Below are 16968 nucleotides of genomic sequence, written 5' to 3'. Positions count from 1 at the left end.
CTCAGCGTGCCCTACACACCGCCCGGCGGCCCCAGGCCCGGTGAGGTCTTCGCGCAGTTGGGCGGGGAGGAGGAGTTCTACGTCTCCTACTTTCACCCACCCCCTGGATAGGCTCAGGTGAGGACATGAACGAGGGAGTGGACGTGAACGACGCGACGGGCGGCGGCGCGGCAGCCGACGGCAGCGGCACCGGGCAACCCGCCGCCCCGGCCCGCCCGCCCCGGCGACGCCGCCGCCTCGTACTCGTCGGCGTCCCCCTCGCCGTACTCCTCTCCCTCCTCGCCGCGTACCTGCTCTCCAGCGGGGACACGGTCGAGGTGGACCCTCCCGCCCCCGACGCCACCGGCGAACGGCTCTGCCGCGACCTCCACGACGCGCTCCCCGCCACCGTCGCCGGTCTCCGCCAGCGCGGGACGGAGCCCTCCTCCCCGTACACCGCCGCCTGGGGGGACCCCGCCGTGGTGCTGCGCTGCGGGGTGGACCGGCCGCCCGTGATGGACGACCCCCGGGCCAACGGCGGCGAGGTGAACGGCGTGGACTGGGTGCTGGAGAAGCAGGAGGACGGCCGCTACCGGTGCACCACCAGCTACCGCAAGGCGTACGTGGAGGTGGTGATCCCCGCCGAGTACGGGGACGTCAAGGCCCTGATCGACCTCGCCGACGCCGTGAGAAAGACCGTGCCGCGCAGCCTCTAGGCTCGGGACATGAGGGGCGTGCGGGTGCCAGGAACGGAGAACAGGTGAAGGACGCGGTGAGCGGTACGGAACCGGGGACCGGGGCCGGAGTGGAGGCCGAGGCCTCCTCAAAGGCGGCCAAGGCAGCCAAGCCCGCCGGGGCAACCAAGGCACCGAAGAGCGAGCAGACCCGCACCCTCATCCTGGAGACCGCGCTCCGCCTCTTCGAGGAGCGCGGCTACGACAAGACGACCATGCGGGCGATCGCCCAGGAGGCCGGGGTCTCCACCGGCAACGCCTACTACTACTTCTCCTCCAAGGAGCACCTGGTCCAGGGCTTCTACGACCGGATCTCCGCCGAGCACGCGGCCGCCGTGGGCCCCGTCCTGGCCGGCGGCCCCGAGCTGGCCGACCGTATCGAGGGCACCCTGCTCCGCTGGCTGGAGGTGGCCGAGCCGTACCACCGCTTCGCTGCCCAGTTCTTCAAGAACGCCGCCGACCCGGAGAGCCCGCTCAGCCCGTTCTCCCCCGAGTCCGCCAACGCCCGTGAGCGAGCCGTCGACGTCCACCGCCAGGTGCTGGCCGGCTCCTCCACCAAGACCGCGCCCGAACTGGCCGACCGGCTGCCGTATCTGCTGTGGATGATGCAGATGGGACTGGTGCTGTTCTGGGTGTACGACCGCTCCCCCGGCGCCGAGCGCAGCCGCCGCCTGGTGGTGCGCATCGCCCCCATCGCCGCCCGCGCCATCGCCCTCTCCCGCTTCCGGGTGTTGCGGCCCCTGGTGCGCCAACTGGAGGACCTACTGGCGGAGTTCCTCCCGGACGGCCCGTAAGGCCATGGCCGCGCGCTATCCCGGGCGCCCCGTCCCCTCCCGTGCGATCTCGGCCCAGACCGTCTTGCCGACGTCCCGGGGGGCCGTGCCCCACCGGTCGGACAGCGCCGGATGGGTCTCGTCCTCGTACAGCGGCCCTGATGGCGGCCAGTGCGTCCAGTGGGCGCCCGGGTACGCGGCCGAGCACGGCACCGTCCCCGTCCGGGACAGCAAGGCCCCGGAAGGGCCCGCGCTGATGGTGAGCCCGAAGGCCTGGACGCAGGTCACCGGGTGGGTCTCGTCCTCATACAGCGGCCCTGATGGCGGCCAGTGCGTCCAGTGGGCGCCCGGGTACGCGGCCGAGCACGGCACCGTCCCGGTCCGGGACAGCAAGACGCCTGGGGGCCCTGCCCTGATGGTGAGCCCGCAGGCGTGGGCCGGGCTGGTCGGGTTCGCCCGTCGCAGCGCGGTCTGAGTCAGTCAGGCAGGAGGCCCCGCCACCTCGGTGGCGGGGCCTCTCGTATGTGTCGGGCGTGCTCAGATCCAGCGCAGTTCCCACAGCCGCCAGATGCCGGTGCCGTCGGAGAGGTACTGGGCACCGGTGACGTCCTCCGTGCTGAGCACGTACTCCTTGTTCTGCCAGAGCGGCAGCAGCGGTACGTCCTTGGCCACCTCGCGCTGGAGGGCACCGAAGTCCCCTACCGCCTTTGCTCGGTCGCCGTACTGCTGGGTGGCGGCGATCAGACGGTCCACCTGCTTGCTGGCGTAGCCGTTGCGCAGGGTGCTGCCCCGGCCGACCAGCGGCTGGGCGAAGCTGTCCGGGTCGGGGAAGTCCGCGAGCCAGCCGAGGCCGTACATGTCGTACGCCCCATCCGCGTAACCCCGTTGGAAGTCCTGCCAGTCGGCCGTCACCACGTCGAGCTCGAACAACCCGCCGTTCTGGAGTTGGCGGCGCAGTTCGACGGCCTCCTCGGCGTAGGCGGCGCCGCTGCGGTGGCCGTAGGTGAGCCGGACAGGGGCCTGGATCCCGGCTTCCCGCAGCAGTTGCGCCGCGCGCTCGGCGGAAGGGACGGGATACTCGTCGTGGAAGGCGTTGTTGTGGCCGAGGACACCGCGCGGGATCACCGAGTAGAGCGGTTCGACGGTGGAGTGGTACGGCCCGGCGGCGATCCGCGAGCGGTCGAGCAGCGCGGCGACGGCACGGCGTACGGCCGGGTCGGCGACGGGTGAGCCCTTGCGGAGGCTGAAGACCAGGTTGCGGGTCTCGGCGCTGCCCGCCTGGGTGATGGTGGCGCCGTCCTCGGCCCCGTCCTCCAGTGCGGCCAGCTCCTGAGGCGGGAGCTGGCGGTGGGCCACGTCGACCCGGCGCTCCTTCCAGGCGGCGGCCAGCGCAGCGGACTCCTTGAAGTAGCGGATCTCGACCGGGGCGCCGGGGCGTGAAATGGCGCCTTGGTAGCGGGGGTTGGGCTCCAGTCGGGCGCGCTTGCCGGGTTCGTACTGGGTGAGGAGATACGGGCCCGAGCCGTTGATGCCGGTGCTCTTGCGCAGCGCCTTCGCGGGGTAGCTGCCGCGCTCCACGATGGCCCCGGCGCCGGTGGCCAGCTTGTGCGGGAAGGTGGCGTCCCGGGCGGCCAGGTGGAAGGTCACCTCCGGCCCGGCGGCGTCGACCTTGCGGAGCGAGGCAAAGATCGGTGCGGGGCCGACGGTCGAGGCGATGGCCCGCAGCCGGTCGAAGGAGTGCTTGACGTCGGCGCCGGTGATCGGGCGGCCGTCGGCGAAGGTGAGGCCGTCACGTAACCGGCAGCGGTAGGTCCGAAGCCCCGTATCGGTGAACGCGCAGCGCTCGGCCGCGTCCGGGACGGGGAGCGTGGAGCCGGAGGTGAAGGTCAGCAGGGACTGGTAGACATTGCCGAACAGCGCCCAGGAGCCCGCGTCATAGGCGCCCGCCGGGTCGAGGGAGGAGACCTCGTCGGTGGTGCCGACGGTGATCGGCCCACTCCGCGCGGCGTCCTGCGGCCAGAGCTGCCAGGCGGCCGCCGCCACCCCGCCGGCCACCAGGGCGCCGCAGACGAGCAGGGTTCCGAGCCGCACCGATCGCATCGCCGTGTCCCCTTCACGCCCGCCCCCGTCGCGACGCGATCAGCCAACCACAGCGGTTGCGATAGTGGAAGGGTCAACTTCGGTGCCGTACACCGGTGTTGATCAACAGATTCCGCTCACGCCGCCGTGCCGTAGGCGGCGCGATCGTCGGGGCCGCCCGGCTCCGGCTCGGCCGACTCGCTGTCGGTCCCGCCGCCCCGTACCGCCCGCTTCTCGGCGACCCGTAACGGGGCCCAGAGCAGCAGGGCGGCGGGCGCGGCCCACCAGGGCACCAGCCACGTACTCCGCCACCAGGCGGGGTCCGGCGCGACACTCGCCTCCACCGCCCCAGTGGCCATGGCGAGCGCGAGCGACCAGCAGACCAGCCGACCGGTGCAGCGGGTGGCCGTCACCCAGAGATGCGTACGCATCGTTGTTCCCCCCGAGATGAGCACGGTTGTGTGCGGCAAGTGAACGTCTTCTGGCCGGTCCTGATCGCCGCAGAGGCAGCCTGTCGGACATTCACAGAGGCAGAACGAAAAGGCTGCAACCGGGCAACTCGGCCCACTAAAAGGCACAAATCAGCCCGCTTCACCAAGCAGTCGCCACTCAGACGAAGACTGGAACAGATCGCAAATACTGCCGCCCGGCAGCAGTTCAGTCGTACACCTCTCGATCACGCCATTCTCAGCACCCAACCGTTCCGCGGAATCCGGGAAAGCCCTCCCCATCAGGGGTCAAACGACCGCCTCTGACCCTTTTGGAGGGCCCCATAAGCCCCCACCCCCGGGCATACGGCGGGGCTGATTCCGCACCGCATACGTTCGGAGATCACGGGCAGCCAAGCCGCCGCCGTGAAGGTCTCGTGACACCTTGTGCGTGCCCGGTGACCACTGGGGTTGCTGAGGCGCATCTTCCTGGGGGGAAATGATGCATCCGCGTGCTTCGGGCACGTCTCCTCGACGTGCCCGCACAACCGCCCGTACCTCTCGTACCGTCCGCTACGGCCTGACCGCCGCGATCACCGCCGTATCGCTGGTGGTGGCCGGCGCCCCGGCGTACGCCGCTCCGGGGCCGAACCCGGAGTTACCGGAGGCGACGACGCCGTGGACGACACCGGGCAAGCCGGTGACCGCGCCGACGGTGCCGTCCGGGACGACCACGGCACCCGTCTCCGAGCCGGAGGCGGAGCGCTCCGCCGAGGTGGCCGCCTGGCGGGCGGCCGAGCGGGCCCGCGCCACCGGCACCGCAGCGCCCGCCGCCCGGTCGGGGGCCAAGGCCGCCAGCACCGACTTCATACCCGAGGGTCAGGGGCAGGTGCCCTGGCACCAGTTCTCCGACACCCGGCTGAGTGACGCGCTGGTGGCGCGGGTGAACCTGTCGAACGGCAACCTGATGCTGGCGGCCACGGACTTCGACATCGCGGGCGTCGGGCAGAAGCTCCAGCTCACCCGGACGTACAACTCCCTGGACGCTCCCTGGGGCAAGGTGTCCCAGCGGTGGTGGCAGGGCTGGGAGCGCTATCTGAAGGTGTCCACCGACGAGGTGGTGCTCTTCGACGCCACCGGGGACGCGGTGCGGTTCGCCAAGAAGGCCGACGGCACCTTCACCACCCCGGCCGGCTACTCCAAGGACCTGAAGAAGAACACGGACGGCACCTACACCCTCACCACTCGCTCGTCCGGGTCCAAGGACACCTACGACACCCACGGCACCCTGACCAAGGTCACGGACAAGAACAACGGCACCATCACTGTCGACCAACATGACGAGGGCAGCGAGCACAAGGGCCTCAAGCTCACCGAGACCCGCTCCGGCCGCTGGATCGACCTGGTCAAGACGTACGCCAACCAGTGGCAGGCCAAGGACCACACCGGCCGCACCGCCGTCTTCGACCTGAACTCCTCCGGCGACCTCGCCAAGAGCACCGACACCGCCGGCAAGGCGACGACCTACGAGTACGACTCCTCGCGTCGGCTGACGAAGGTGACCACCCCCGAGGGCCGGGCCACCGCCTTCACCTACGACGCCCAGAACCGGGTCCGCTCGCTCCAGCGCCTCACCGGTGACGGCACCGGGCCCACCTGGACCTACGCCTACTCCGGTGCGACCCCGTCGGCGGCGGGCACCACCACGGCCACCGACCCGGACGGTGACAAGACCGTCCACACCCACAACGCCGACGGCGAGATCACCAAGGTCACCGACCCGCTGAACCACAGCCGCCACCGCACCTACACCAGCCGTCAGGTGCAGACCGCCACCGACGCCATGGGCACCGGCAGCGGCGGCACCGGCGGCAATGTCACCACCTACGGCTGGGACAGCCGCAACAACCCCACGTCCGCCAAGCTGCCCACCGGCGCCAACGCCACCGCTCAGTACCAGACCATCGCCGGTACCGATCTGCCCTCCGACATGAGCAACGCCGACGGGCAGAAGGAGAAGTACACCTACGACGCGGCCGGGAACACCCTGTCGGTGGCCACCACCGGCGCCGAGGGCGGTGAGCGCTCCTACACCTACAACAAGGCGAACCCGACCTGCGGCGGGTTCGAGGGCCAGCGCTGCACCGCCAAGGACCCCAACGGCAAGACCACTTCCTTCCAGTACGACGCCAAGGGCAACCTGACCAAGGTCACCCCGCCCGCCCCGCTCGGGGTCACCACCTACACCTATGACGCGCTCGGCCGGCTGGAGACCGCCATCGACGGCCGCGGCATCAAGAGCGTGTACGACTACGACAACCGGGACCGCGTCGTCTCGGTGTCCTCCACCACCCAGACCGTCACCTACGCCTATGACGCCGACGGCAACACCGTCTCCCGCAAGGACGCGTCCGGCACCACCGGTTGGACCTTCGACGCGCTGAACCGCGAGTCCACCCGCACCCTGCAGAACGGTGTGCAGACCGTGCTCGCGTACACGCCGGGCGGTGACATCGACTGGTACACCGACGCCAACGGCAAGACCGACTACACCTGGGACGCCGCCGGGCGCCTGGACCACCTCACCGACCCGGGCGGCAAGAGGACCGACTTCGACTACGACAGCAACGACAAGCGCACCAGGACGACGTACCCGGGCGGCACCACCCAGACCGTCACCCTTGACGCCTCGGGCCGCCCCGAGACCGTGAAGGCCGTCGCCGGCTCGGCCACCCTGGTCGACCTCGCCTACACCTACAAATACGGCACCGACGGCAAGAGCGACGGCACCAAGATCCGCACCCGCACCGACAAGGCGACCCAGACCACCACCACGTACGTCTACGACAGCCAGGGCCGCCTGCACGACGTCCAGCCGGTCAAGCCCGGCCAGCCGACCACCTTCACGAAGTTCTGCTACGACAAGGCCGGCAACCTCACCGACAGCGGGGGCGCCTGCCTCCCCTCCGCCGGCTACGCCTACAACGACGCCTCCCAGCTGATCTCGCGGAACGGCTCCACCACCGGCTGGTCCTACGACAAGTCCGGCAACGAGACCGCGGGCGCCCCGAAGGACGGCACCGCCCGTATCGGTGAGGCCTGGACCGACCACAGCCAGCTCAAGGCCATCACCACCGACGGCACCACCCGCGACGGCGTGCACGCCGGGACCGACAACGACGAGCGCACCAAGCTCGGCACCACCTGGTTCCACACCACGGCCCTCGGCCTGACCGGAACCACCACCGCCGGTACCGACACCGGATTCATCCGCGAACCGGCGGGCACCCTCAACTCCATGCGGACCGGGGGGAAGTCCCACTACTACCTGACCGACGCCACCGGCAACGTCCTCGGTCTGGTCGACGACACCGGCAGGCGCACCCACACCTACTCGTACACCGCCTACGGCCGCCCCGGCACCACCACCGAGACGGTCCCCCAGCCCTACCGCTTCTCCGGCGCCTACCTCGACCCCACCGGCCTCTACAAGATGGGCGCCCGCTACTACGACCCCACTCTCGGCCGCTTCACCTCTCCCGACCCCTCGGGTCAGGAGACCAACCCGTACCTGTACGCGGGGGGCGACCCGGTCAACAACATGGATCTGACCGGCCTGGACCGGCGCAGCAACTGCCTCAAGGCGGGTCTGACCTTTCTCGGGATCGGGATCGGGCTGGCTGGAGTGGCTGTTACGGCCCCGTCCACGGCAGGGGCATCACTGGCGGCGGGAGGCGCGCTGGTGGGCGCAGGATCGGCAACGATTGATGTAGTGGAGAATGAATGCTTGTAGGTCGCGCAATGGCTCTCCTGGGAGCTGCCCTACTCGTTGTCCTGGCCGTGCTGTCCTTCCTGGATGACCATCCCGGAAGGGGCTTGGCCCTCTGCCTGGGAGCGTCAGCCCTTGTCGGCGCTCTCTTCCTCGGCAGAAAGCGCTAGCCAGGCTGCGGTGCCCTCATGGTTCTACCCGGGCCGCAGTCTGAAAGACCCTCGGTCAGTTCAATGAACCAGCCTGCCAACCACCTCGGCCAGCGCCAAGGCAGCGAACCGCGCGCCGCACCCCAGTGCAGAACGGGGTGCGGCGTCGGTTATGACCCCTCGTCACGATCGGCGCCTCAGCCGATACGCGCCCCCGTCCCGCTCACCTGCACACGCGGGTCGCCCGGGCGGAGGGTGACGGTGAGTTCGCCGGGGCGGCCCAGGTCCTCGCCCTGGTGGAGGGTGAGGACGGCGTCCTCGGGGACGAGGCCGAGCTCTCGGGCGTACGCGCCGAAGGCGGCGGCCGCGGCGCCGGTGGCCGGGTCCTCCACGACGCCGCCGACGGGGAACGGGTCGCGGACGTGGAAGACGGTGGCCGACTCCCGCCACACCAGCTGGACCGTGATCAGGTCCAGGCGGTGCATCAGGGCTTCCAGGCGGGCGAAGTCATAGGACAGGTCGGCGAGACGGGCGCGGGTGGCCGCCGCGAGGACCAGGTGGCGGGCGCCGGCGAAGGCGATACGGGGCGGGAAGGCCGGGTCGAGATCGGTGGCCGGCCAGTCGAGCGCGGCAAGCGCCTCGGTGAGGTCGGCGTCGGTGATGGGGGCTATGTGCGGCTCGACGCTGGTGAGAGTGGCCCGCACCGCACCGCCCTGCTCGACCACCTCCACCGGGACGGTGCCGGCGCGGGTGGCGAACAGCAGCTTCCCGGGACCGGTGCGCTCGGCGAGTGCGATGGCGGTCGCCACGGTGGCGTGGCCACAGAAGGCACCTCGGCCTTGGGGCTGAAGTAGCGGATGCGGTACGCCCGCCCGTCATCGCCGCCGCCCAGGCCCTCGGGGGGCGCGGTCAGGAACGCGGACTCCGAGTAACCGAGCTCGGCGGCGATCGCCAGCATGTCGCCGTCGTCCAGGCCGGTGGCGTCCAGGACGACTCCGGCCGGGTTGCCGCCGTCGGGGGAGCTGGAGAAGGCGGTGTAGCGCAGGACCTCGGGGCGTGGCGCGTTCGTCGTCATGATCGCGGCAACGCGGGGTGCGTCAGGGACTATTCCGGCGCGCGGCCGGGCTCAGGCCTGGCGGGAGGCCAGCTGGACCAGGGTGATGTCGGAGGGGGCGCCGACGCGGACGGGTGGGCCCCAGGCGCCGGCGCCGCGGGAGACGTAGAGCTGGGTGTCGCCGTAGCGCTCAAGGCCGGCGACGGTGGGGTTGGCCAGCTCGGCGAGGTAGTTGCCGGGCCAGAGCTGGCCGCCGTGGGTGTGGCCGGAGAGCTGGAGGTCCACCCCGTGGCGTACCGCCTCGTCGATGACGATCGGCTGGTGGGCGAGGAGCACGGAGGTACGGGTCCGGTCCCGGTCGCCGAGGGCGGCACCGAAGTCGGGGCCGTCGTTCTCGGTCTCGCCCGCGGGGTCGTTGACTCCGGCCAGGTCGAAGCCGGCGATCTCGACGCGCTCGTTCTGGAGGGGTCGCAGGCCCAGCTCGCGGACGTGGTCCACCCATTCGGTGGCACCGGAGAAGTACTCGTGGTTGCCGGTGACGAAGAAGGAGCCGTGTCGGGCTTGTAGCTGGGCGAGTGGTTCGGCGGCGGGGCCGAGGTCGGCGACGGTGCCGTCCACCAGGTCACCGACCACGGCCACCAGGTCGGGCTGGGTGGCGTTGATGGCGTCCACGATCCGCTGGGTGTGGGCGCGGCCGAGGATGGGGCCGAGGTGGATGTCGCTGACCACGGCGATGCGGTAGCCGTGCGCGGCCCGGCCCAGCTTGGCCAGCGGCACCGTCACCCGCTTGACCCGGGGCCCGCGCAGCACCCCGTAGCTGCCGTAGCCGACGGTCCCCACGGCGGCGGCCGCCGCGGTGCCGCCGACGATCCGGGAGACGAAGAGGCGGCGGGAGAGGGGGGAAGGGGAGGGGGAGGCTGCGGAGGGGGTGCCCCCGGGGTCGGTGGCGGTACTCGGGTCGGTGCCCGTCCCCGTATCCGTACTCGTACTCGTAGCGCCGTCGCCGCCCGTACCGGCGGCCGACGCGGCCGCACCGGCGGGGACGGGCTCGACCGGGGTCTCGGGGGCCGGTGCGGCCGGGGCCCTGGTGGCGGCGCGGCGCTCCAGGGTGCGCAGCAGCAGGGGGCGCACCGCCTCGCCGACGAGGAGGGCGAGCACCACGTAGAGCAGCAGCGCCAGCCAGAGGAAGCCGGGCCAGGCCAGGATCCGCTGGAGGGTGAAGGGCACCCCCGCGCGGCCCGCCGACAGCGCGGCGAAGGACAGCAGCGGGAGCACCACGATGGCGGTGGTCCCCGCGCGCCGCGCCAGGCTGCCGCGTACCGTCACATCACGGACCAGGCGCCGCCAGACATACCAGTGGACCCCCGTGAGAAGGGCGATGACGACGACGAACAGCAGCACAGCGAGCAGCACGGGCCCTTGACTCCCCTATCCCTGCCTCTCCACCGATCGGTGGTCGGAGGCGTCGGTCGGCTGAACGGGCCGTCGGGGAGGATGGTTCCCGGCCTCCCCGTCAGCGGGGTCGGCCGCCTCGTCACCGGCGCCGGCCGCCCCCTCACCCGCGCGGGAGGCGCGGACACCGCGCAACCCGATGGCACCCACAGCCGTCCCCAGAACAAAGGACGTGACGGCCAGCAGCAGGTGGACCCAGAAGTAGGGGGTGGGGTCGCCGGCGTCGTCGAAGGCCAGTCCGCTCCCGTCGTTCCACAGATTCTTGACGAAAGTGATCCAGATGAACCAGCTCCACACCCCGAAGGCGAGCAGGAACCAGGAGGCGCGGCGGCTGAGCTTCATGGATCCAGTATCGCCCGCTCCGGTGGACCGGCCGGGGCGGGGTGCGGCGGCCGCGGCGAAGGGCGAGGAGGCGGTACCGATGGCTCGAATAGTCGAGGGCCGGACAGCCCGTAAGAGGATTGCGGCGGCCGCGGTGGTCTCGGCCGCGCTGCTGCCGGTGCTGGTGGCCGGGCCGGCGTTCGCGGCGCCGGGGCCGGACGCGGAGGACAAGCAGCCCAAGCCGCCGGCCGGGATGTCCGCCCTGGGCGGGGTGAAACTGGGGCGGCCGGGCGTGCAGGTCAATCTGACGCCGGGGGTGCCGGTGCTGCCGAAGCAGGTCACCGGGCGGTCCTGGATCGTGGCGGACGCGGAGAGCGGTCAGATCCTGGCCGCGAACAACGCGCACTGGCGGCTGGCCCCGGCCTCCACCATGAAGATGCTGTTCGCCGACACCCTGCTGCCCAAGCTGCCGCGCACCCGGTCGTACCAGGTGAAGCCGGCCGATCTGGCGAAGCTGGGCGCGGGCTCCAGCCTGGTGGGGGTCAAGGAGAACCAGAAGTACACCGTCCACGATCTGTGGCTGGGCGTGTTCCTGAAGTCCGGCAACGACGCGGTGCATGTGCTGTCGGAGATGAACGGCGGCGTGAAGAAGACCGTGGCCGAGATGAACGAGCGGGCCGCCGAGCTCCAGGCGCTGGACACCCATGTGGTCTCGCCGGACGGCTACGACGAGCCGGGCCAGGTCTCCTCCGCATACGACCTCACCCTGATCGCCCGCAGCGGGTTGCAGAACAAGGACTTCCGGGAGTACGCGGCGACGCCCCGCGCCAACTTCCCCGGCGAGGCCGAGAAGGGCAAGAAGCGCGGCTCGTTCGAGATCCAGAACACCAACAAGCTGCTGACCGGCGACTTCGACATGCCCGCCTACCAGGGCATCGCCGGGGTGAAGAACGGCAACACCACGCACGCCGGGCAGACCTTCACCGGGGTGGCCGAGCGGAACGGCAGGGTGCTGCTGGTGACGGTGATGAACCCGTCCCCGAAGGAGAGCCATGCCGTCTACCGGGAGGCCGGGCGGCTGCTCGACTGGGGGTTCTCGGCGGCCGGGAAGGTGAACCCGGTGGGCGAGCTGGTGGCGCCGAAGTCGGCGCGCCCGGGCGGCGGTGAGAGCGGCGGCAACCTCCCGGTGGAGGGGCGGGGTGACGCGGACGGGGGCGGCAAGGGCGAGACGGCCGCTCAGCCGGCCGGGGGCGGTGCGGACGGGGCCGGGACCGCGCTGGCGGTGGCCGGTGGGGCGCTGGCGCTGCTGGTCGGCGGGGTGTTCCTGGTCAACCGGCGATGGCCGCTGCCGGACCTGGTCCGCCGTCGGCGCTCGCCCCGGGCGTAGAGCCCGGGTCGCCGTTCCGCTCCTCGGCGGCGGCCGACCGCTCGTCCAGCTCGCTCTTGGAGCCGGTGGCCGTCCAGGCGGAGCAGAACAGCAGCAGCTTGGCGGTGAAATTGATCCACAGCAGCAGCGCGACCGGCACCCCGAAGGCGCCGTACATCGACTTCCCCGCCACCCCGCTCATATAGCCGCCGAGCAGCAGCTTCAGCGCCTCGAAGCCGACCGCGCCGAGCAGCGCGGCCACCACCAGCCGACGGCGCGGCGGGTGCACGCCGGGCAGCAGCGTCAGCACGTACAGCAGGAGCAGGAAGTCGGCGAGCACGGCGAGGGCGAGCGCGCCGAGCTGGAGCAGTACGGCGCCGGCGCCGCTGGACGGGATGCCGATCCGGTCGGCGGTCCAGCCCACGGCGGTGGAGCCGAAGCCGGAGACGGCGAAGGAGGCCAGCCCGGCCGCGCCCAGCCCGGCCAGCACCACCCCGTCCTTGGCCTTGCGGACGATCGGGTTGCCGAGGTCGGCGTCGTCGCACTCCCACACCGCGCGCAGGCAGTCGCGCATGGAGCCGATCCAGCCGATGCCGGTGAAGAGCAGCAGGGCGCCGCCGACCAGGCCGACGGTGCCGGCGTTGGCGATCAGCGAGTTCAGGTCGAGCTGGTCGGAGATGCCCGGCACCTGCTCGCTGAGCTTGGCCTCCAGGGTGCGCACCTGCTCCTGGCTGAGCAGCGCGGCGCCGACCGCGGCGGACACCGTGATCAGCGGGAAGAGCGCCAGGAAGCTGATGAAGGTGATGGCGGCGGCCAACCGGGTCCAGTGGGCGCGTTCCAGGGTCTCGTACGAGCGCCAGGCGTGGGTGCGCATCAGCCGGGCGGCGTGCGGCCCGACGATGGGGAGCTTGGTCAGCCAGTCCATGGGGCTTCCCCTACCCGCCCCCGCCTAGTCGAAAGAGGAAACCCGGTGGTCACAGGCCGGTCACCGCGAGCGCGTACACCGCGAGCCAGGCCAGTCCGATCACGGCCAGCGGCCGGTCCCGCAGCACCACGTCCTCCGGGGCGCCCGCCGCGCCCCGGTCGGCGAAGACCGCGTACCGCAGCACCCCGAGGATGAAGGCGGCCATGGAGAGCTGGCGCCAGGGCAGCAGCGCCCCGCCGGTCGCGCTGCCGCCGCCCTCCAGCGCCCAGAGGCAGTAGCCGAGCACCGCGCCGCCGGCCGCGAGCTGCCAGACGAAGCGGAGGTAGCCGGCGGTGTACTCGGTGAGCAGCGCCCGGGTGCGCCCGTCCCGCCCGGCGGGCTGGACGGCCTCGGAGTAGCGCTTGGCGGCCACCATGAACAGCGCGCCGAAGGCGGTGGTGAGCAGGAACCAGCGGGAGAGGGGGATGGCTAGGGCCACTCCGCCGACCATGGCCCGCATCAGGAAGCCGGTGGCGACCACGGCCAGGTCGACCACGAGGACGTGCTTGAGGCGGAGGCAGTAGGCGAGCTGTATGGCGAGGTACGCGGCGATCAGCACGGCCGTCATCGGGGTGCAGGCGAGCGCGGCCCCGGTGACGGCGGCGGCTGCGAGCAGCGCGCCGGTGGTGTACGCGAGCGGTGCCGGGACCTCGCCGGCGGCGACCGGGCGCAGCCGTTTGACCGGGTGCGCCCGGTCGGCCTTGGCGTCCCGGGCGTCGTTGACCAGGTAGACGGCGGCGGAGGCGGCCGTGAACAGGGCGCAGACCAGCGCGAGCCGCAGCAGGGTGTGGCGGTCGGCGAGCTGCCCGGCGGCGGCCGGGGCGGCGACGACCAGGAGGTTCTTCACCCACTGCCGGGGCCGGGCGGTACGCAGCAGCCCCCGGGTGAGCCGGGCGGTGTGCGCGTACGCGGAGAGGCGGCGGGCCGCGGGGGCCGGGCTGGGCCCGGCGGTCAGCGTGGTGGGCTCAGCCATGGCGGTGGAAGTGCCGGTACGGGGTCCACCGGGCCACCACCGCGCCGAGCAGCGCCCCGGCGGCCACGTCGGTCGGATAGTGGACGCCCGTCACCAGCCGGGCCACGCACATCGCCGCCGCCACCGGCCCCGCCACCCGCCCCGCGCCCACCCGGACCGCCCCGAAGGCAACCGCGGCGGCCACCGAGGAGGCGGCGTGCGAGCTGGGGAAGGAGTAGCGGCCGAGGGTGCCCACCTGGCGGCGGCCTGGGGGTGGTGGGGTGCCGCCTACGGAGTGGGGGCCGGGCGGCGGTGGGGTGCTGGGTGCGGCCCCTGAGATGCCCACTGGGCGGGGGCCGGAGGCCGGTGGGGCGCCGGAGGTGGGCGCGGTGGCGGGGGCGGGTGCGGTGCCTTGAGTGCTTACCGGGCGGGGGCGGCGGATGGCCTGTTTGGCGGCGGAGCTGGCCAGGTGGGCGGCGCAGGTGACGGCGGTCGCCCGCAGCCACTCCTGGCGCCGGGCCGGGTCGACCGCGGCTCCCACCAGTCCGGCGGCGACCCAGAGCGCGGCGTGCTCTCCGGCCAGCGACAGCCTCCGCGCGGCCCGCCCTACCCCGGACCACCGCACGCCCGCCCGGCGGAACGCGGCCAGTACCCACTGGTCCGCCCCGAGCAGCGCATGCCGCGACGGGGCCATGGGCGCGGGCGCCGGGTGGTGGCGGACGGACCAGGCGTCAGCCGCGACCCCTGCGCCGGTACGGGAAGGGGCCCCAGACGGGTGTACGGCCCCCGGCCCGGTACGGGCTACGGCTCCGGGTGCCGCCCCAGCCTCGGGCGCACGTACGGCACCGGGTGCGCTTACCGGACCGGTCGCCGGTACGGGAGCGGGCGGGTGTGCAGCCCCGGCCCCGGGCTCGGGCGGGTGCGGCCGGCTCGCAGAAGCCCGCGGCACCGGCGGCATCGGGTGGAAGGCGGGGCCCGCGGGGCCGCAGCCCGCGCAGGGGTGGCCCGGGGGGTCGCCGGATGGGGGCCGGCCGTCCTCGTGGCGGGTGTGCCCGTCCGCGTACCGCATCCTCCGCCACCCCTTCCACCGCCGGGACGCCGCCGGTTCCACTGCCAAACCGCCACCGGTTCCACCGCCGGGACGCCATCGGTTCCACTGCCGGACCGCCACCGGTTCCATGCCGGACGGCACCCGCTCCACTGCCGGGCCGCACCACCGGCGGGCCCGCCAGACGTACGGCGCGAAGGCGCCATTCGCACCGCTCGTGCCGGAACCGGGTGCGCGGGGCCCGGTCACCGGGCGCGCGCAGGGCGACTCTGCCGCGCCTCTCGGCCGACCCTCGCGGGAATCTCGTACGACACTCGTTTCATCACCCGTTTCGGTCAGCCGGGTTACTCCGGCCGCGCCCGTCGGCCCCGCCCCCGGCCGCACCCGGCGACACGGCGGCGGGGGCGGCCGAACCGCCCATATGCGGCGATACCGTCACCCTCATGCCTGACGCTCCCGCCGTCCCGCCCACCACCTCCTCCCCCGATCCGTACGAGGAGCCGTACGAGGAGCCGTACGAGGTACGGCAGGTGACCGGTTGGGGGCGCACCGCGCCGACCGTGTCCCGGGTGTTGCGGCCACGCAGCTACCAGGAGGCGGCCGCCGCGGTGCTGGGCTGCGGGGAGCGCGGCGGGATCGCCCGAGGCCTGGGCCGGGCATACGGGGACGCCGCGCAGAACGCGGGCGGGGATGTCATCGACATGACGGGGCTGGGCCGGATCCGCTCGATCGACGCCGAGGCCGGGGTCGTGGTGTGTGACGCGGGGGTGAGCCTGCACCGGCTGATGGAGGTGCTGCTGCCGCTCGGCTGGTTCGTGCCGGTCACCCCGGGGACCCGGTATGTGACGGTCGGCGGGGCCATCGGCGCGGATGTGCACGGCAAGAATCACCATGTCTCCGGGTCCTTCGGGCGCCATGTCCGCGCCTTCGACCTGCTCACCGCGGACGGCTCGGTGCGGACCGTGCTGCCGGGCACGGAGCTGTTCGACGCCACCACCGGCGGGATGGGGCTCACCGGGGTGGTGCTGGCCGCCGAGATCCAGCTGGTGCCGGTGGAGACCGCCTGGATGTCGGTGGACACCGAGCGCGCCACCGATCTGGACGACCTGCTGGCCCGGCTCACCGCCAACGACGACGGCTACCGCTACTCGGTGGCCTGGATCGACCTGCTGGCGCGCGGCGCGGCGACCGGCCGGGCGGTGCTCACCCGCGGCGACCACGCCCGGGCCGCGGAGCTGCCGCGCCGGGCCCGAGTCGGAGGGCGCGGGCGGCGCGATCCGCTGGCGTTCCGCCCGGCCCGGCTGCCCGCCCCACCCCCGTTTCTGCCGGAGGGGCTGCTCACCCGGACCACGGTCGGCCTGTTCAACGAGGCCTGGTACCGCCGGGCGCCCCGGCACCGCACCGGCGAGCTCCAGCGGCTGACCTCCTTCTTCCACCCGCTGGACGGCGTACCGCACTGGAACCGGGTCTACGGCCGGGGCGGCTTCGTGCAGTACCAGCTGGTGGTGGGACACGGCCGGGAGGAGACCCTGCGCCGGGTGGTGCGCCGGATCGCCCGGCGCGGCTGCCCGTCCTTCCTGGCGGTGCTCAAGCGGTTCGGCGCGGGCGATCCGGGCTGGCTGTCGTTCCCGATGCCGGGCTGGACCCTGGCCCTGGACATCCCGGCCGGGCTGAGCGGGCTGGGCGCCTTCCTGGACGAGCTGGACGAGGAGGTCGCGGACGCCGGTGGCCGGGTCTACCTCGCCAAGGACTCCCGGCTGCGGCCGGACGCGCTGGCCGCGATGTATCCGCGGCTGGCGGACTTCCGGGCGCTGCGCGCCGAACTCGACCCGCGCGGGGTGTTCACCTCGGACCTCGCCCGCCGCCTCTCCCTCTGATCACTGATCACTGATCACTACTG

Annotated in this window: 13 protein-coding genes and 3 pseudogenes; 7 read left to right on the top strand and 9 right to left on the bottom strand. The window is 72.6% G+C overall.

What is annotated here, in order from left to right:
• Nucleotides 1–125 precede the first annotated feature (125 nt).
• From ABZ945_RS03020 to ABZ945_RS03005, 4 genes and pseudogenes are all read left to right on the top strand, one after another.
• The gene (locus ABZ945_RS03020; protein ID WP_361262818.1) at nucleotides 126–695 is read left to right on the top strand and encodes a DUF3515 domain-containing protein; all 570 of its coding nucleotides are present in this window, start codon (nucleotides 126–128) and stop codon (nucleotides 693–695) included.
• Nucleotides 696–784: 89 nt separating this feature from the next.
• Nucleotides 785–1507, top strand: coding sequence for a TetR family transcriptional regulator (locus tag ABZ945_RS03015; RefSeq protein ID WP_361262950.1), 723 nt, complete (start codon nucleotides 785–787; stop codon nucleotides 1505–1507).
• Nucleotides 1508–1592: 85 nt separating this feature from the next.
• Nucleotides 1593–1766, top strand: a pseudogene (locus ABZ945_RS03010) (DUF397 domain-containing protein); the annotation flags it as partial.
• Nucleotides 1743–1961 carry a DUF397 domain-containing protein gene (locus ABZ945_RS03005; protein WP_361262947.1) on the top strand — a complete coding sequence of 73 codons (219 nt, stop codon included), beginning with the start codon at nucleotides 1743–1745 and terminating at the stop codon, nucleotides 1959–1961. The pseudogene ABZ945_RS03010 and the gene ABZ945_RS03005, both read left to right, overlap by 24 nt.
• A 62-nt stretch (nucleotides 1962–2023) precedes the next feature.
• Here ABZ945_RS03005 and ABZ945_RS03000 read toward each other — a convergent pair whose 3' ends face one another.
• The 3 genes from ABZ945_RS03000 to ABZ945_RS02990 all read right to left on the bottom strand — a co-directional run bounded on the left by ABZ945_RS03000 (nucleotide 2024) and on the right by ABZ945_RS02990 (nucleotide 4863).
• On the bottom strand, nucleotides 2024–3586 hold the full coding sequence (locus ABZ945_RS03000) for an ABC transporter substrate-binding protein (RefSeq protein WP_361262815.1): 1563 nt from the start codon (nucleotides 3584–3586) through the stop codon (nucleotides 2024–2026).
• A 116-nt stretch (nucleotides 3587–3702) separates the two neighbouring features.
• Nucleotides 3703–3996: a hypothetical protein gene (locus ABZ945_RS02995; protein WP_361262812.1), complete on the bottom strand. Its 294-nt coding sequence runs from the start codon at nucleotides 3994–3996 to the stop codon at nucleotides 3703–3705.
• A 570-nt stretch (nucleotides 3997–4566) separates the two neighbouring features.
• A complete protein-coding gene (locus tag ABZ945_RS02990; RefSeq protein ID WP_361262809.1) occupies nucleotides 4567–4863 on the bottom strand; it encodes a hypothetical protein in 297 nt (98 codons plus the stop codon).
• A gap of 19 nt (nucleotides 4864–4882) precedes the next feature.
• Here ABZ945_RS02990 and ABZ945_RS02985 point away from each other — a divergent pair, with 19 nt between their 5' ends.
• Nucleotides 4883–7786, top strand: coding sequence for an RHS repeat-associated core domain-containing protein (locus ABZ945_RS02985; protein WP_361262805.1), 2904 nt, complete (start codon nucleotides 4883–4885; stop codon nucleotides 7784–7786).
• A 322-nt stretch (nucleotides 7787–8108) separates the two neighbouring features.
• Here the strand turns inward: ABZ945_RS02985 and ABZ945_RS02980 are convergent.
• The 3 genes and pseudogenes from ABZ945_RS02980 to ABZ945_RS02970 form a co-directional block, all read right to left on the bottom strand.
• Nucleotides 8109–8986 (bottom strand): annotated as a pseudogene (locus ABZ945_RS02980) (PhzF family phenazine biosynthesis isomerase).
• Between the two features lie 51 nt (nucleotides 8987–9037).
• Complete coding sequence (locus ABZ945_RS02975) at nucleotides 9038–10378, bottom strand: metallophosphoesterase (protein ID WP_361262802.1); 1341 nt, start codon at nucleotides 10376–10378, stop codon at nucleotides 9038–9040.
• A 156-nt stretch (nucleotides 10379–10534) separates the two neighbouring features.
• Nucleotides 10535–10759 (bottom strand): annotated as a pseudogene (locus tag ABZ945_RS02970) (hypothetical protein); the annotation flags it as partial.
• Between the two features lie 79 nt (nucleotides 10760–10838).
• Here ABZ945_RS02970 and ABZ945_RS02965 point away from each other — a divergent pair.
• Nucleotides 10839–12125 carry a D-alanyl-D-alanine carboxypeptidase gene (locus ABZ945_RS02965; protein WP_361262799.1) on the top strand — a complete coding sequence of 429 codons (1287 nt, stop codon included), beginning with the start codon at nucleotides 10839–10841 and terminating at the stop codon, nucleotides 12123–12125.
• Here ABZ945_RS02965 and ABZ945_RS02960 read toward each other — a convergent pair.
• Genes ABZ945_RS02960 through ABZ945_RS02950 form a run of 3 tightly spaced genes read right to left on the bottom strand, consistent with a single transcriptional unit; the run spans nucleotide 12067 to nucleotide 14714 of the window.
• The gene (locus ABZ945_RS02960; protein ID WP_361262796.1) at nucleotides 12067–13029 is read right to left on the bottom strand and encodes a YihY/virulence factor BrkB family protein; all 963 of its coding nucleotides are present in this window, start codon (nucleotides 13027–13029) and stop codon (nucleotides 12067–12069) included. The two genes, ABZ945_RS02965 and ABZ945_RS02960, sit on opposite strands and share 59 nt — an antisense overlap.
• Nucleotides 13030–13078: 49 nt before the next feature.
• Nucleotides 13079–14041, bottom strand: coding sequence for a decaprenyl-phosphate phosphoribosyltransferase (locus tag ABZ945_RS02955; RefSeq protein ID WP_361262792.1), 963 nt, complete (start codon nucleotides 14039–14041; stop codon nucleotides 13079–13081).
• Nucleotides 14034–14714: a phosphatase PAP2 family protein gene (locus tag ABZ945_RS02950; protein WP_361262789.1), complete on the bottom strand. Its 681-nt coding sequence runs from the start codon at nucleotides 14712–14714 to the stop codon at nucleotides 14034–14036. Before ABZ945_RS02950 ends, ABZ945_RS02955 begins: the two co-directional genes overlap by 8 nt.
• Nucleotides 14715–15511: 797 nt before the next feature.
• Here ABZ945_RS02950 and ABZ945_RS02945 point away from each other — a divergent pair.
• Complete coding sequence (locus tag ABZ945_RS02945) at nucleotides 15512–16945, top strand: FAD-binding oxidoreductase (RefSeq protein ID WP_361262786.1); 1434 nt, start codon at nucleotides 15512–15514, stop codon at nucleotides 16943–16945.
• The last annotated feature ends 23 nt before the right edge of the window (nucleotides 16946–16968 follow it).

The sequence above is a fragment of the Streptomyces sp. NPDC046887 genome (genome assembly GCF_040644755.1).
GTDB classification, from domain to species: Bacteria; Actinomycetota; Actinomycetes; order Streptomycetales; family Streptomycetaceae; genus Streptomyces; species Streptomyces lichenis.
This window is presented reverse-complemented; position numbering and strand designations above follow the sequence as displayed.